This window comes from Catenulispora sp. GP43 (assembly GCF_041260665.1).
GTDB lineage: Bacteria > Actinomycetota > Actinomycetes > Streptomycetales > Catenulisporaceae > Catenulispora.
In genome coordinates this window covers 260,217-274,588 of sequence record NZ_JBGCCT010000004.1, presented here as the reverse complement: position 1 = coordinate 274,588, position 14,372 = coordinate 260,217, and the positions used below count along the sequence as shown (strand labels likewise).

General features: G+C 69.5%; 14 protein-coding genes. 12 read left to right on the top strand and 2 right to left on the bottom strand.

Annotated elements, in window-relative coordinates; translation table 11 throughout:
• The first annotated feature begins 15 nt into the window (after positions 1-15).
• The 3 genes from ABH926_RS11315 to ald all read left to right on the top strand — a co-directional run bounded on the left by ABH926_RS11315 (position 16) and on the right by ald (position 3,568).
• Positions 16-807 carry an LAGLIDADG family homing endonuclease gene (locus ABH926_RS11315; RefSeq protein WP_370365390.1) on the top strand — a complete coding sequence of 264 codons (792 nt, stop codon included), beginning with the start codon at positions 16-18 and terminating at the stop codon, positions 805-807.
• A gap of 101 nt (positions 808-908) precedes the next feature.
• A complete protein-coding gene (locus tag ABH926_RS11310) occupies positions 909-2,117 on the top strand; it encodes an RtcB family protein (RefSeq protein ID WP_370365389.1) in 1,209 nt (402 codons plus the stop codon).
• A gap of 335 nt (positions 2,118-2,452) precedes the next feature.
• Positions 2,453-3,568: an alanine dehydrogenase gene (gene ald, locus ABH926_RS11305; protein ID WP_370365388.1), complete on the top strand. Its 1,116-nt coding sequence runs from the start codon at positions 2,453-2,455 to the stop codon at positions 3,566-3,568.
• Between the two features lie 110 nt (positions 3,569-3,678).
• Here the strand turns inward: ald and ABH926_RS11300 are convergent, their stop codons facing one another.
• Entirely contained in the window at positions 3,679-4,287 is a 609-nt protein-coding gene (locus ABH926_RS11300; RefSeq protein ID WP_370365387.1) for a hypothetical protein, read from the bottom strand.
• 192 nt (positions 4,288-4,479) lie between these two features.
• Here ABH926_RS11300 and xerD point away from each other — a divergent pair, with 192 nt between their 5' ends.
• The 7 genes from xerD to ABH926_RS11265 all read left to right on the top strand — a co-directional run bounded on the left by xerD (position 4,480) and on the right by ABH926_RS11265 (position 11,284).
• On the top strand, positions 4,480-5,391 hold the full coding sequence (gene xerD, locus ABH926_RS11295) for a site-specific tyrosine recombinase XerD (protein WP_370365386.1): 912 nt from the start codon (positions 4,480-4,482) through the stop codon (positions 5,389-5,391).
• Positions 5,392-5,798: 407 nt separating this feature from the next.
• The gene (locus ABH926_RS11290) at positions 5,799-6,818 is read left to right on the top strand and encodes a ParA family protein (protein ID WP_370341861.1); all 1,020 of its coding nucleotides are present in this window, start codon (positions 5,799-5,801) and stop codon (positions 6,816-6,818) included.
• Positions 6,819-6,820: 2 nt separating this feature from the next.
• Positions 6,821-7,492, top strand: coding sequence for a hypothetical protein (locus ABH926_RS11285; RefSeq protein ID WP_370365385.1), 672 nt, complete (start codon positions 6,821-6,823; stop codon positions 7,490-7,492).
• 16 nt (positions 7,493-7,508) lie between these two features.
• Complete coding sequence (locus ABH926_RS11280) at positions 7,509-8,516, top strand: ScpA family protein (protein WP_370365384.1); 1,008 nt, start codon at positions 7,509-7,511, stop codon at positions 8,514-8,516.
• A complete protein-coding gene (gene scpB / locus ABH926_RS11275; RefSeq protein WP_370365383.1) occupies positions 8,513-9,397 on the top strand; it encodes an SMC-Scp complex subunit ScpB in 885 nt (294 codons plus the stop codon). Before ABH926_RS11280 ends, scpB begins: the two co-directional genes overlap by 4 nt.
• A gap of 81 nt (positions 9,398-9,478) precedes the next feature.
• Positions 9,479-10,186 (top strand): septum formation family protein, encoded by a 708-nt coding sequence (locus ABH926_RS11270; RefSeq protein ID WP_370365382.1) that lies wholly within the window; start codon positions 9,479-9,481, stop codon positions 10,184-10,186.
• Positions 10,187-10,276: 90 nt separating this feature from the next.
• Positions 10,277-11,284 (top strand): pseudouridine synthase, encoded by a 1,008-nt coding sequence (locus ABH926_RS11265; protein ID WP_370365381.1) that lies wholly within the window; start codon positions 10,277-10,279, stop codon positions 11,282-11,284.
• 66 nt (positions 11,285-11,350) lie between these two features.
• Here ABH926_RS11265 and ABH926_RS11260 read toward each other — a convergent pair whose 3' ends face one another.
• Entirely contained in the window at positions 11,351-12,913 is a 1,563-nt protein-coding gene (locus ABH926_RS11260) for an MFS transporter (protein ID WP_370365380.1), read from the bottom strand.
• A 101-nt stretch (positions 12,914-13,014) separates the two neighbouring features.
• Here ABH926_RS11260 and ABH926_RS11255 point away from each other — a divergent pair, with 101 nt between their 5' ends.
• Positions 13,015-13,944: a helix-turn-helix transcriptional regulator gene (locus ABH926_RS11255; RefSeq protein ID WP_370365379.1), complete on the top strand. Its 930-nt coding sequence runs from the start codon at positions 13,015-13,017 to the stop codon at positions 13,942-13,944.
• Between the two features lie 60 nt (positions 13,945-14,004).
• A complete protein-coding gene (gene aroH, locus ABH926_RS11250; protein WP_370365378.1) occupies positions 14,005-14,367 on the top strand; it encodes a chorismate mutase in 363 nt (120 codons plus the stop codon).
• Positions 14,368-14,372: the final 5 nt, after the last annotated feature.

The following is a 14,372-nucleotide window of genomic DNA, read 5'->3' as shown; positions in this document are numbered from 1 at the left end:
CTGCAGGTTGGGTTCATGGAGTTCATGGACCTCAGCAAGCCTGAGTACTCGTACATGTTCGGATTCCTGCAGACCGATGGGACCCTGAGCCAGGGCAAAGGGCTCAAGGGCAGGGTCTCGGTGGAGATCCAGCGTCGGGACGAGCCGATCCTGCATGAGTTCCGCAGGCTGACTCCCTACAACAGCCGTGTCAGCAGGCGAACACGCACCACCAACTTCAAGGTCGGCTACGAGTCCTCGGTCTGGACGATGTGCTCTCTCGAAGGCCGTCTCAAGCTCATCGAGCTCGGGTTCATCGTGGGAAGGAAGTCGGGCCTGGTCGCGCCACCGAGGGCGGAGCACTCCTCGCCGCATTATGTGAGAGGTCTGATAGACGGCGACGGCTCGGTGGGGACCACGGCAAAGGGATACCCCTTTGTCTCCTTCGTTACGGAGAGCGCCTTCCTGCTCGACTATGTCAGTGATTTCGTCTTCGAAGCGGTCGGCTGTCGCCACAGGGTGAAGCGGAATGCGAGAGACGGGGTCTTCAACATCGTGTTTGTCAACGAGCCTGCCGTCGAGCTTGCCCGCGTCCTTTACGGCGGCGGCATCGCGCTCGAGCGTAAGCAATCGGCGGCGGAGTCGATATCGGCGTGGACCCGTCCTGCGGGGATGCGGCGTCGAAGCGAAACGAGGCGGTGGACTCCCGAACAGGACGCGGTCGTCCTGGCCAGTTCCGTAGCCGATGCGGCGCAGATCCTGGGCCGCACTGAACAGAGTTGCTCCATGCGTAGGTGGCGGCTCACCAAGCCCGTCGCGGTCGGCTGACGTGAAGCGGCGGCTAATTCTGTTGCCGTACCACCTTCCCCCATGGCCTCATAGTTCCCGTCTTCCAACGAACGTGAATGCGAAAGAGGCAGGGTAGAAGCATGTACACGACAATTCCCGGGTCGACCGAGCAGAGCTCGCCGATCCGGATGTGGGCCGATCCGGAGTCTGTGGAGCCGCAGGCGCTGGAGCAGCTCCGAAACGTCGCGGCGCTGCCCTGGACGCGCGGGGTCGCGGTGATGCCCGACGTGCACCCCGGGATCGGCGCTACCGTCGGTTCGGTCATCGCGATGGAGGGGGCGGTGTCGCCGGCGGCGGTCGGGGTCGATATCGGCTGCGGCATGTCGGCGGTGAAGACCACGCTCACGGTCGATCAGCTGCCTGACGACCTGGGCAAGCTGCGGTCGCGGATCGAGCAGGCGATTCCGGTCGGGCGAGGCCTGCATCACAAGGAACTGCGCCTGGAAGCCGTCCAGGAACCCGGAGCGAAGAAGCCGTTGCGGGGCTGGCATGAGTTCTGGCAAGGCTTCGACGATCTTGAGCGTACTGTCACCCGTGGCAAGCTGGGAAAAATCCATCAACAGCTTGGCACTCTAGGCGGAGGCAATCACTACATCGAACTTACGTTCGATAAGCCGGGTTCCGTCTGGCTCATGCTCCACTCCGGCTCCCGCGGCATCGGCAACCAGCTCGCCGCCCACCACATCGAGGTGGCCCGCACCCTCCCGCAGAACCAGGACCTCCCCGATCCCGACCTCGCGGTCTTCCTCGCCGACACCCCGCAGATGGCGGCCTACCGCCGGGACCTGTTCTGGGCGCAGGAGTACGCGCGGCGGAACCGGGCTGTGATGCTCTGGCTGTTCTCGGAGGTCATGCGCAAGGAGTTTCCGAAGATCGGCTTCGACAAGGCCATCTCCTGCCACCACAACTACGTGGCCGAGGAGACCTACGACGGCGTCGACGTCCTGGTCACCCGCAAGGGTGCGATTCGGGCCGGGGGTGGGGACCTGGGCATCATCCCCGGTTCCATGGGCACCGGGTCCTACATCGTGCGGGGGTTGGGCAACGATGCCGCCTTCAACTCCGCCTCGCACGGTGCCGGGCGCCGGATGAGCCGGACGCAGGCGCGCAAGCAGTTCACCGTCGAGGACCTGAAGGTGCAGACCAAGGGGGTCGAGTGCCGGAAGGACCCCGGGGTCGTCGACGAGATTCCCGGCGCCTACAAGGACATCCGGTCGGTCATGGCACAGCAGACCGATCTGGTGGAGATCGTCGCGGAGCTGAAGCAGGTCGTCTGTGTGAAGGGGTGACCCGCAGGGGGTGACCCACAAGACCGCTGACCCAGCCCGCCTCGAAGACACGAGGCGGGCGGGGTTTCGCCTGTCTTCCCCAGGGCGATGACCTCGGCGGCCTTCGATCGCCAGGTGTGGGGCCCTGCACCTCGTACGAATTCCGGCCTCCGGCCTGACATGCTGTAACCGATCGAGCCGGTCACGCGGAGATACACTCACCACAACACCTTGAGTACGAGTCGGTCACTCGATCGCATTTCCTCACGTATCGGGTGTCTCAGGCGTTTCTATGCACACTCGGGGCCGACAGCGAGGTCGGCGCCGTACCGAACCGAACGAAGGATCTGGTCGCCATGAAGGTCGGCGTTCCCCGCGAGCTCAAGAACAACGAGTTCCGTGTCGCGATCACCCCCTCCGGGGTCCACGAGCTGGTCCGCAACGGCCACGAGGTCTTCGTCGAGAAGGACGCCGGCGCCGGCTCCTCCCTGTCCGACGAGCAGTACGTCGCCGCGGGCGCGACGATCCTGGACACCGCCGACGAGGTCTGGGCCACCGGCGACCTGATCCTGAAGGTCAAGGAGCCGATCGCGGCCGAGTACCACCGCATGCGCCGCGACCAGGTGCTGTTCACCTACCTGCACCTGGCCGCCTCCCGCGAGTGCACCGACGCGCTGCTGGACTCCGGCATCACCGCCATCGCCTACGAGACCGTGCAGCTGCCCGACGGCTCGCTGCCGCTGCTGGCCCCGATGTCCGAGGTGGCCGGCCGGATGGCGGCCCAGGTCGGCGCTGCCACCCTGCAGAAGGCCAACGGCGGCCGCGGCGTGCTGATGGGCGGCGTGCCCGGCGTGCAGGCCGCGAACGTGGTGGTCATCGGCGGCGGCGTGTCCGGCATCAACGCCGCGCTCGTCGCCAAGGGCATGGGCGCCCAGGTGAAGCTGCTCGACAAGAGCATCTCCCGGCTGCGCCAGGTGGACGCCGACCAGTTCGGCTCGATCCAGACCCTGGCCTCCAACGCCTTCGAGATCGAGCAGGCCTGCCTGGACGCCGACCTGGTCATCGGCGCGGTCCTGGTCCCCGGCGCCAAGGCGCCCAAGCTGGTCAGCAACGAGCTGGTCTCGCGCATGAAGCCGGGCTCGGTGCTCGTGGACATCGCCATCGACCAGGGCGGCTGCTTCGAGGACTCGCACCCGACCACGCACGCCGAGCCGACCTTCCAGGTCCACGACTCGGTCTTCTACTGCGTCGCCAACATGCCCGGCGCCGTGCCCTACACCTCCACCTACGCGCTGACCAACGTCACGCTGCCGTACGCGGTCGAGATCGCGAACCACGGCTGGAAGGAAGCCTGCCAGCGCGACCACGCCCTGGCCCTGGGCCTGAACACGCACGACGGCCAGCTGACCTACCCGCAGGTCGGCGAGGCGCACGACCTGCCCTCGCTGAAGCTGGACGAGGTGCTGGCGTAGTACTGCGAAGCAGGGCGAGGTGCCGGCGTAGCACCGCGACTGTGACAAAGCACTGAGAAGGGCCGCGGCGTAAGCCGGGGCCCTTCTCACCGTCCTTTGCCCAAGCCGGGTCACCCCTGGTTGTACGGACCCTGGCCCTGGTTGTACGGACCCTGGCCCTGGTTGTACGGGCCACCCTGGTCGTACGGCCCCTGAGGGCCCTGCGGACCCTGAGGCCCCTGCGGACCCGTCCCGTTCTGGAACACGGCGCCCAGGTTCTTGATGTCGCCGCCCTTGGCGACGAAGTCCAGGTAGCCGAACACCGCGACGACGATCGCCAGGACCACGCCCACGTAGGTGCCCCACAGCGCCCCGACGCTCGCGCCGCCGCCGGAGGCGGTCTGGTACGTCATCCACCGCAGGAGCACGATGACCGCGGCCAGTGCGCCGCCGGCGAACTCGACGAAGCCGAGCATCAGCGGCGCGAACGGCAGCCGGCCCAGCGCGCCCAGCACCGCGACGGCCGCGACGGCCAGCAGCAGCAGGACCGAGAACCAGGCCCCGAACCCGGCGCTCCACGCGCTGACGCTGGTCTGGATGCCCATGGCCTTGAGCTCGGAGGAGCCGCCGCCGCTGAGCCCGTACCAGGAGAAGAAGCTGTCGACGAACATCAGCAGACCGCCGACGACGATGACCATCCCGTTGCGGCCGAGTCTGGCCTGTAGCTGGTTGAAGTCCATTGCCCGAACCCCCATTTTCCCGATGCGTGACGAACGCACTCCGACACGATGTCGGAACGACTGTTTTACGCCATGCCACCCCCCACAAGTAAAGTCCCTCGGCCGAAGGCCTAAGCAAACATCAGCGGAACGCGATCCGACCTGCCGACCCATCAGAAACCTGATCGATCAGGGCCGGGGTACCGTGACCCCGTGTCCGACGACCTCGAATCCCGTGTGAAGGCCCACCTGGAGCACCTGTCCGTCGAGCGTGGCCTGAGCGCCAACACGCTCGCGGCCTATCGGCGGGATCTCGCTCGATACAGGGTTTTCTTGGACACCCGGGGCCGTGCAAATTTCGCCGACATCGAGCGCGCCGACGTCTCGGCGTTCCTGGCGAGCCTTCAGGACGGCGCCGCGTCCTCCGCCGCGCGCACCATGTCCGCGGTCCGGGGGCTGCACCGGTTCGGGCTGGCCGAGGGCTGGGCCGGTGTCGACGTCACCGATGACGTGCCGCCGCCGCAGGTGCCGCTGCGCCTGCCCAAGGCCCTGCCGCTGGACGACGTCGAGCGGCTGCTCGCCGCGACCGAGGCGGACGAGCCCATGGCCCTGCGCGACAGGGCCCTGTTGGAGTTCCTGTACGGCACCGGCGCGCGGGTGAGCGAGGCGGTGGCGCTGGACGTGGACGACGTCGACCGCGAGGACCGCACGGTCATCCTGGACGGCAAGGGCGGCAAGCAGCGCCTGGTCCCGGTCGGCTCCTATGCGTGCCGCGCTGTCGACGACTATCTCGTGCGGCTGCGTCCGGAACTGACGCGCAAAGCCAGATCGGGGAACGCCGGAGCGCTTTTCCTCAACGCGCGCGGCGGCCGGCTGACGCGTCAGGGCGCGTGGACGATCCTCGGCGCGGTGGCCGAACGCGCGGGCCTGGCCGGCAAGGTCTCCCCGCACACGCTGCGGCACTCCTTCGCGACCCACCTGCTCGACGGGGGAGCGGACATCCGGACCGTGCAGGAGCTGTTGGGTCACAGTTCGGCCACGACCACCCAGATCTACACCCGGGTGACCGTCGACCGGTTGCGTGAGGTGTACGCGACCAGCCATCCCAGGGCCCTGAACAGCTGATCGCGGTACCCTGACCATTCGGGACGGGGGCCGCGCGCGGCTTCGGTGGGCGCTCGGTCGGACGCTGAGACGCGATCGTGACCTACCCTCCTGATATGAGATGACAGATAGCGGGGCCGCATACCGGTTCGGGTGATTTATCTCGCGTTTTCCGCCAGGAACCAGGGTGAAACGACCCGCCTGTGTCTCATTGCCTTGCTGTAATGACACCGTGCCCATAGAGTCACTCCAGCGATGAGAGTGGGCAAGTCGGTAAGGAGGTAGAACGACTTGTGAATGAGTCGACATTTGCCGCCGGCCGGGTGGTCGCACCGACCTCCGCCGCCCCGGGCGGCTCCGCCGGCGCGATGGCGTCTCAGACGGGGATCACGCCTGCTCCTCGTAATCCACAGCGTTCCGAGGACATGATGAACACGACTGATAAGACCTCCGACGCCACCCGCGCCGGAGTGGAGTTCGACGACCCCTACGGCATCATCGAGGACGAACTCCGCTACCAGGACGGGTTCGACCCGGACGCGGAGATAGAGCCGGACCCCGATTACGCCGCCACCCTGGCGCCGGACCCGGCGACGCAGCGCCGCGAGCGGGTGGGGCCGACCGGCCGCCCGATGCCGCGCTTCCCGGTGCCCCGGCCCCCGGTCGAGCACGGCCCGGCGCGCATCATCGCGATGTGCAACCAGAAGGGCGGCGTCGGGAAGACCACGTCGACCATCAACCTGGGCGCCGCGCTGGCCGAGTACGGGCAGAAGGTGCTGCTGGTCGACTTCGACCCGCAGGGCGCGCTGTCGGTGGGCCTGGGCGTGAACCCGATGGAGCTGGACCGCACGGTCTACAACCTGCTGATGCACCGCGGGGTGAACGTCGAGGACGTGCTGCTCAAGACGGTGACGCCGGGCATGGACCTGCTGCCGTCCAACATCGACCTGTCCGCCGCCGAGGTGCAGCTGGTCACCGAGGTCGCCCGCGAGTCGGCGCTGGCCCGCACGCTCAAGCCGGTGATGCAGGACTACGACTTCATCATCATCGACTGCCAGCCCTCCCTGGGCCTGCTCACCGTCAACGCCCTGACGGCCGCGCACAGCGTGATCGTCCCGCTGGAGTGCGAGTTCTTCGCGCTGCGCGGCGTGGCGCTGCTCACCGAGACCATCGAGAAGGTCCGCGAGCGGCTGAACCCGGAGCTGGAGCTCGACGGCATCCTGGCCACCATGTACGACGCCCGCACCGTGCACGGCCGGGAGGTGCTGGCCCGCGTGGTGCAGGCCTTCGGCCCGCAGGTGTTCCACACCGTGATCGGCCGCACCGTCCGCTTCCCGGAGACCACCGTCGCCGGCGAGCCCATCACCTCGTACGCCTCGGCCTCGGTGGGCGCCGCCGCCTACCGCCAGCTGGCGAGGGAGGTTCTGGTCCGGTGCCACGCCGGGTGAGGATGCCCGCGGCTGACGAGCTGTTCCGGACGACCGCCGGCAACGGGACGCTCGTGCGCGAAGCGCGCGAGGCTCACGGTGAGGACGGTGCCGGAGCCGGAGCCGGTGCCGAGCGCCCCGGCCGCGAGCGGGGGCACACCGCCTCCGTCGCGGCGGCGAACACCGTCGGCTCGGGTGGCTCTGACGGCTCGGTGAGTGCCGGTGGCACGGCCGGAAGCGCCCCCGGGACCAAGGGTTCGGCCAAGGCCGTCCCGGCTCCGGCGGCCTCGGCCGACCAGGCCGGGTCCGCGTCGGCGTCGGCGTCTACGTCTATGTCGGCGTCTACGTCCAGGGGGCAGACGTCCGCGGCGGTCTCGGGCGAACCGGCGTCGCCGGCTGCCGCCCCGACGGCTCCGGCTCAGACCGCGCCCCCGGCTCCGTCAGCCCCGGCCCGCAAGGTCACGGCCCCGCGCCGGCCCAGCGGCCGCGAACGCCACGACGAGAAGATCACCGTCTACGTGTCCCCGGACGAGCTCCTCGGCCTGGAGCACGCGCGCATCATGCTGCGCGGCGAGTACGGCCTGGCGGTGGACCGCGGTCGCATCGTCCGCGAGGCGGTGGCCGCGCTGCTGGCCGACCTCGACGCGCGCGGCCGGGACAGCATCCTGGTCAAGCGGCTGTCCGCCGGCGGGTGACCGCTAGAGTGCAAGCGTGACTCTGGAAGCAGCCTCCGCCGAACAGGCCCCGGCGCCGGCCGGCCCCGCCACCGGGGCGGCCGAGGCGGCCGGGACGGCTCAGCCGGCCGAGACCGGCCAGGCCGAAGGCGGCGCGACGCGCGTCGACGGCTTCCAGGTCAGCCTGCCGGAGTTCGAGGGCCCCTTCGACCTGCTCCTGGGCCTGATCGCCAAGCACAAGCTGGACGTCACCACGCTGGCGCTGTCCAAGGTCACCGACGAGTTCATCGCCCACATCCGGGCCCTGGGCGACTCCTGGGACCTGGACCAGGCCTCGGAGTTCCTGGTCATCGCGGCCACCCTGCTGGACCTGAAGGCCGCGCGCCTGCTGCCGGCCGCCGAGGTCGAGGACGAGGGCGACCTGGCCCTGCTGGAGGCCCGCGACCTGCTGTTCGCCCGCCTGCTGCAGTACAAGGCGTACAAGCAGGTCGCCACCGAACTGGGCCACCGCCACGCCACCGCCGGCCGCATGTTCCCCCGCGCGGTGAAGCTGGAGCCCTCCTTCGCCGACCTGCTCCCCGAGGTGATCATCAACCTCACCCCGGAGCAGTTCGCGGCCCTGGCGGTGAAGGCGATGACGCCCAAGACCCCGCCCGAGGTGTCGGTCACGCACCTGCACGGCAGCGCCGTGAGCGTCCGCGAGCAGGTGGCGGTCCTGATCGCGAAGATGCGCGAGTTCCGCAAGGCCTCCTTCCAGAAGCTGTGCGAGGACGCCCCGGACACCCTGACGATCGTCGCGCGCTTCCTCGGCCTGCTGGAGCTGTTCCGCGAGACCGCGGTGATGCTCGACCAGCCGGACGCGTTCGCCGAGCTGACGGTCTCCTGGACCGGCACCGAGGAGGGCGAGCTGAAGGTCGCGGTGGACGAGTTCGACCGCAGCGCCCCGGCCGAGGAGGCGCCGGAGGAACCGGACGGGTTGGACGAACTGGACGTGCTGGACGTGCTGGACGAGGACGAGCAGTGGGAAGCGGGAGAGCCGGAATGAGCGACGACTGGGAGTACGAGAGCCCGGAGTACGCGGCCGGTGCTGAGCAGGGTGGCGAGGGCGAGGGAGGTACCGCGCCCGACCAGGCTGCCGAACTGCCTTCCGCCGCCGCGCCTGACCAGGCCTCCGAAGCCGATTCTGGAGCGCCTCCGGCCGCCGGCAGCCCTGCCCGCCCCGGCCTGCCCGCCCCCCGCAGCGAGGCCAAGTCCCCGCTCCCGGCGCCGCGCGCCGAGACTGCCGCCACCAAGCCTTCCCCCACCAAGCCTTCCCCCGTCGAGCCGTCCCTGGACGCCCTCGACGACGCCACCTGGCAGCTCTCCACCGACATGGCCCCCCTGCCGCCCCTGCGCCAGTGCCTGGAGGCCATCCTCCTGGTGGTCGAGGAGCCGGTGGCCGACGTGGTCCTGGCCCAGATCACCGAGCGCCCGCGCGACGAGGTCGTCCAGACCCTGCAGGAGCTGGCCGCCGAGTACACCGAGCAGCAGCGCGGCTTCGACCTGCGCCAGGTCGCCGGCGGCTGGCGGTTCTACACCCGGGCGGCGTGCGCTCCGCTGGTGGAGAAGTTCGTGCTCGACGGCCAGCAGGCCAAGCTCAGCCAGCCCGCGCTGGAGACCCTCGCGGTGGTCGCCTACCGCCAGCCGGTCAGCCGCTCGCGGATCTCCGCGGTGCGCGGCGTGAACTGCGACGGCGTCATGCGCACCCTGCTGACCCGCGGGCTGATCGAGGAGGCCGGCTCCGACGTGGACTCCGGCGCCATCCTGTACCGGACCACGCTGCTGTTCCTGGAGAAGATGGGCATGCGCACCCTCGACGAGCTGCCGGAGCTGGCGCCGCTGCTGCCGTCGGTGGAGTCGATGGAGGAGTCCGAGACCCTGGCCTGATTTCGGGATGATTCAGGCATCGATCATCAGTGTGTCAAGTGAGCAATACGCTGTCGGCGCGGTCCACTACAGTTCACCGCCATGACCGAACCTCAACCAAACCAGTCGCCTTACCAGGGCATATCTGGTTCCGGCGGGAATTCCGCGCCGGTACAGGACCAGATGCCTTATGGGGCGCAGAACCCGTATGGCCAGCAGCAGAATCCCTATGGCCAGCCGCAGAATCCTTACGCCCAGCCGCAGAACCCGTACGGCAGCGGCGGTGCCGGCGCCTACGGTCCGGCGCCCAAGCGCCGGCGCGGTCCGATGCTCGTGTACATCCGCGCCGGGATCTTCGTCGTGGTCCTGATCATCGGCGGCGTCAGCTGGCTGGTGACCAACGCCCACAAGTCGCACCGCGACTCCAGCGGCACCATCAGCAAGAGCGGCAACCTCGACGCCGTCAGCCTGCGGGCCGGCGACTGCTACGAGAAGCCCACGGACGCCTCGGTGGCTTTCGACTCGGTGAAGGCGATCCCTTGCACCCAGCCGCACAACGCCCAGGCCTTCTACAGCTTCACCTACCCCGGCGCGACCTCGGTCGCCCCGAGCGACGACGACCTGACGACCAACGCCCAGCCGCTGTGCGAGAACGCGGCCAAGACGAAGGTCGACCAGTCCAAGCTCCCGCAGAACGCGCAGCCCAGCATGCTGTACGCGGACGAAAGCACCTGGGCGCAGGGCTACCACGACATCACCTGCGTGTACGAGAACGACAGCGATTTCACCGGCTCGATCCTGAAGAGCTGACCCGGCCGCCCGGCCGGCATACCTCGGGCGTGTAGCCCGGCTGAACGAGGGCGGACGAGCGGGGGTCCCCGATGGGGGACAATGGTTGCCATGAACACCCCCGCTCGCCGTTCCCAGCCCAGCAAATCCGGTGGAGGCCGGGGCTCCGGCTCCGGCGGCGCATCCCGGGGGTCCGGCGGATCGCGGCAGGCCGGAGCGGGCTCCGGGTCCGGCGGCGGTCGTCAGCCCGCGCCCTACGGCGGGCGCTCGCCCGGCAAGTCCAGCGGTCGTTCCGGCGGTTCCGGCGGTTCGGGCAGCTCCGGCGGCGCCGAGCAGTCCGCCCCGAACGCCGGCGGCCGCGACTGGCGCGACTACGACCCCTTCGCGGACCCCAACGAAGAAGGCGTGCGCCTCCAGAAGGTCCTGGCCCAGGCCGGCGTCGGCAGCCGCCGGGTCAGCGAGGACCTGATCGCCGCCGGCCGGGTCGAGGTCAACGGCGAGATCGTGCGCCACCAGGGCATGCGCGTGGACCCCGAGACCGCCGTGATCCGCGTGGACGGCATGCGCATCTCCACCGCCGAGGGCATCGTCCACTTCGCCTTCAACAAGCCGGTCGGCGTGGTCTCCGCGATGGACGACCCGGACCGCCCCAACCTCGGCGACTACGTGCGCGGCCGCAACGAGCGCCTGTTCCACATCGGCCGCCTGGACGTCGACACCGAGGGCCTGATCCTGCTCACCAACGACGGCGAGCTCGCGCACCGGCTGGCGCACCCGTCGTACGAGATCCGCAAGGTCTACCGCGCGCAGGTCTACGGCACCGTCCCGAAGGACCTGGGCCGCCGCCTGCGCGAGGGCGTGGACCTGGAGGACGGCCTGGCGCGCGTGGACCACTTCCGCCTGCTGGACTCCGTCGGCCGCAACGCGCTCGTGGAGATCACCATCCACGAGGGCCGCAACCGCATCGTCCGCCGCATCATGGACGCGGTCGGGCTCCCGGTGCGCGGTCTGGTGCGCACCAAGTTCGGCCCGATCTCGCTCGGCGACCAGAAGCCGGAGCGCATGCGTCCTTTGAACAAGGAAGAGGTCGGCGCGATCTACAAGTCAGTCGGGCTCTAGACAACAAGGAAGCGCCCCCGGAGAGATCTCCGGGGGCGCTTCGCTGTGTTCAGTGCGAGGTCAGGCTCAGACCGTCGCGGCAGCCGCGGCCGTCGCGGCCCGCTCGTGCTTGTCCAGCCGGTACAGGTGGAAGGAGAACGCCACCGCCACCAGCGTCACCACGACCCCGGCGCCCGACAGGTAGGCCATGGCGTGGCCCGCGGAGTGCACCGCGTGGCCGGCGGCCACCGTCAGGTACAGAGTGCCCAGCGAGGCGATGCCGACGACCTGCGCCAGCTGCGCGTTCGTGGCCAGCGTGCCGGAGGCGTCGGCCGCGTCGGCGACCGGCACCCGCATCAGGGCCAGGGTCATCGTCGGGGCGTTGCCGATCCCGATGCCGAAGCCGAAGACCATCTGGTTCAGGTAGAACCACAGGCCGCCGTAGCCGCCGTCCTTGAACATCCAGATCTGCGCCGCCATGCTGGCCGCGCCGATCAGCAGGCCGATCACCGACAGCCGGCGGACCAGGTGCGCCGGGATGTTGCGCCAGAAGTAGCTCACCAGGCCGAACGAGGCCGCGCACGGGGCGAAGGCCAGGCCGGTCTTCAGCGCGCTGAAGCCCAGGGCGCCCTGCAGGTGGATGGCGGTGGCGAACAGGTTGCCGGCGTAGACCACCATGACCAGGAAGATCACGATCAGCGAGGGCTTCATCCCGGACATCGACAGGATCCGGCCCGGCAGGATCGGCGAGGTGCCGCGGCGCGCCACCCGGCGCTCGACGGCCAGGAACAGGGCCAGCAGCGGCACGGTCGCGGCCAGCAGGACCCAGCCCCAGATCGGCCAGTGCTCGTCGTGGCCCAGCACCAGCGGCACCACCAGGGCCAGGATGGTCGGCGACAGGGTCAGCACGCCGGCCAGGTCCACCTTGTTGCCGGCCGCGGTGTTCTGCGGCTTCACCGAGGGCAGCGAGCGGATCGCCGCGATGTACAGCACGATCCCGATCGGCACGTTCACCAGGAACACCGGCCGCCAGGACCAGCCGAACAGGTTCGCGGTCACCAGTACGCCGCCGAGCACCTGCCCGACCACGATCCCGGAGGCCAGCACCGCGGTCCAGGCGCTCATCGCCTTGGCCCGGGCCTCGCCCTGGAAGTTCTGCTGGATCAGGCTGAGCACCTGCGGCAGCATGATCGCCGCGGTTATGCCCTGGATCACCCGGAAGACGATGAGCTCACCGCTGTTCTGGGCCAGGCCGCAGGCCAGCGAGGCGATGGTGAAGCCGGCCAGTCCGGCCTTGAACAGCCGCTCGTGGCCCAGGATGCGGCCCAGCCGGGCCCCGGTCACCAGCAGCACCGCGTAGGCGATGATGTAGCCGGCGGCCACCAACTGCAGGCTGGCGCCGGTGGCGTGCAGCTTCTCGCGGATGCTGGGCAGGGCCACGTTCACGATCGAGCCGTCGAGCAGCGCCATGAAGTAGCCGACCAGCACGGTCGCCAGGATCAGCCCCGACCGGCGGTTGCCCGCCGGGGCGTCCGCGGCGACCGGCGTACGCTGGTGTCTTGGCGGGGTTAAGGTCGCGGTGCCGCCGGCGGTGGCGGTCGTCATCTGGTTCGGTCCGCTCCCGGACTCGCTCATTATCGTCTTGGTCACAACACCAGGATGCGCCGGACTTTATGGGGGTACCAGGAGTCCAGTTATCCTATTACCACCAGTACCTGGCACCAGGATGTCCGAGGATGCATCATGGTGGTGTGAGCATAGACGTTTCCCTCCCCCCGCTGTCCCCGGTGCGGGCCCCGGCCAAGGACGCCGCGCCGCGCCGTTCGGAGCTGGCCTCGTTCCTGCGCAGCCGCCGCGAGCGGCTCGACCCGGAGGTCCTGGGCCTGCCCACCGGCACCCGGCGCCGCACCCCGGGCCTGCGCCGCGAGGAGGTCGCGCAGCTCGCCGGCGTGGGGGTGACCTGGTATACCTGGCTGGAGCAGGGCCGGCAGATCAACGCCAGCGTCCAGGTCCTGGACGCGGTGGCCCGCACGCTGCGCCTGGACCCGGCCGAGACCGAGCACCTGTACCAGCTCGCGGACGTCCCGGCGGTGCCGTCGGTGTCCGGCTGCCGGCGCCTGGACCCGGAGGTCCAGGAGATCCTGGACGGCCTGGACCCGCTGCCGGCCTCGGTGGTCAACGGCCGCAGCGACATCCTGGCCTGGAACCGTCCCTACGCGCTGCTGTTCCCGTTCCTGGTGAACCTGCCCGAGGACAAGCGGAACTCCCTGTGGTCGTGCTTCACCAGCCCCAAGTGCTGCCACCCGTTCGTGAACCGCAGCGAGGACCTGGCCCGGATGGTCGCGAACTTCCGCGCCCGCTACGGCCGGCACGTCGGCGAGCCGGCCTGGGACGAGTTCGTGAAGCGGCTGTGCGCGGCCAGCCCGGAGTTCGCCGAGCTGTGGGCCGAGCACGGCGTGGCCGACGGCGGCGTTCGGGTGAAGGTCTTCCGGCACCCGGCGATCGGCGATCTCAACGTCGTGGTCACCACCCTCGACGTGGCCGCCACCCCCGAGACCCGGATGATGGTCTACACCCCGAACGACGACGCCACCCGCAAGGGCTTCGAGCTGCTGCGCGGCGACCGCCTGCCGCAGGGCATGACCTACGCCTGCGGCCACAGCTTCGACCCTCCGGCGTAGGCCGTCTCGCACGGCGGGACGCCGGGCGCGGCCTGTTCGGGTGATCAGTAGGGTGGCCTCATGGCAGTGCGGGCGGTGCGAGGCGCTATCCAGCTGGACGTCGATGACCGGGACCACCTCCTGGCCGGCACCACGGAGCTGGTCAAGCAGGTGATGGAGCAGAACGGCTTCACCGTCGACGACCTGATCAGCATGCTGTTCACGGCCACCCCGGACCTGCACAGCGAGTTCCCGGCGCTGGCCGCGCGCGAGCTGGGCATCGTCGACGTGCCGTTGATGTGCGCGCAGGAGATAGACGTCGCTGGCGCCATGCCGCGCGTGGTCCGGCTGCTGGCGCACGTGGACACGCTGCGCTCCAAGCACGAGATCCAGCATGTCTACCTCGGTGGTGCTGCCGCATTGCGCAAGGACATCGCACAGTAAGCGGA

Bases quoted from the DNA above. Each gene is read 5' to 3' on its own strand.
- ABH926_RS11315 (WP_370365390.1), top strand. From the start codon at position 16: ATGGAGTTCATGGACCTCAGCAAGCCTGAGTACTCGTACATGTTCGGA.
- ABH926_RS11310 (WP_370365389.1), top strand. From the start codon at position 909: ATGTACACGACAATTCCCGGGTCGACCGAGCAGAGCTCGCCGATCCGG.
- ald (WP_370365388.1), top strand. From the start codon at position 2,453: ATGAAGGTCGGCGTTCCCCGCGAGCTCAAGAACAACGAGTTCCGTGTC.
- ABH926_RS11300 (WP_370365387.1), bottom strand. From the start codon at position 4,287: ATGGACTTCAACCAGCTACAGGCCAGACTCGGCCGCAACGGGATGGTC.
- ABH926_RS11290 (WP_370341861.1), top strand. From the start codon at position 5,799: ATGAACACGACTGATAAGACCTCCGACGCCACCCGCGCCGGAGTGGAG.
- ABH926_RS11285 (WP_370365385.1), top strand. From the start codon at position 6,821: ATGCCCGCGGCTGACGAGCTGTTCCGGACGACCGCCGGCAACGGGACG.
- scpB (WP_370365383.1), top strand. From the start codon at position 8,513: ATGAGCGACGACTGGGAGTACGAGAGCCCGGAGTACGCGGCCGGTGCT.
- ABH926_RS11270 (WP_370365382.1), top strand. From the start codon at position 9,479: ATGACCGAACCTCAACCAAACCAGTCGCCTTACCAGGGCATATCTGGT.
- ABH926_RS11265 (WP_370365381.1), top strand. From the start codon at position 10,277: ATGAACACCCCCGCTCGCCGTTCCCAGCCCAGCAAATCCGGTGGAGGC.
- aroH (WP_370365378.1), top strand. From the start codon at position 14,005: ATGGCAGTGCGGGCGGTGCGAGGCGCTATCCAGCTGGACGTCGATGAC.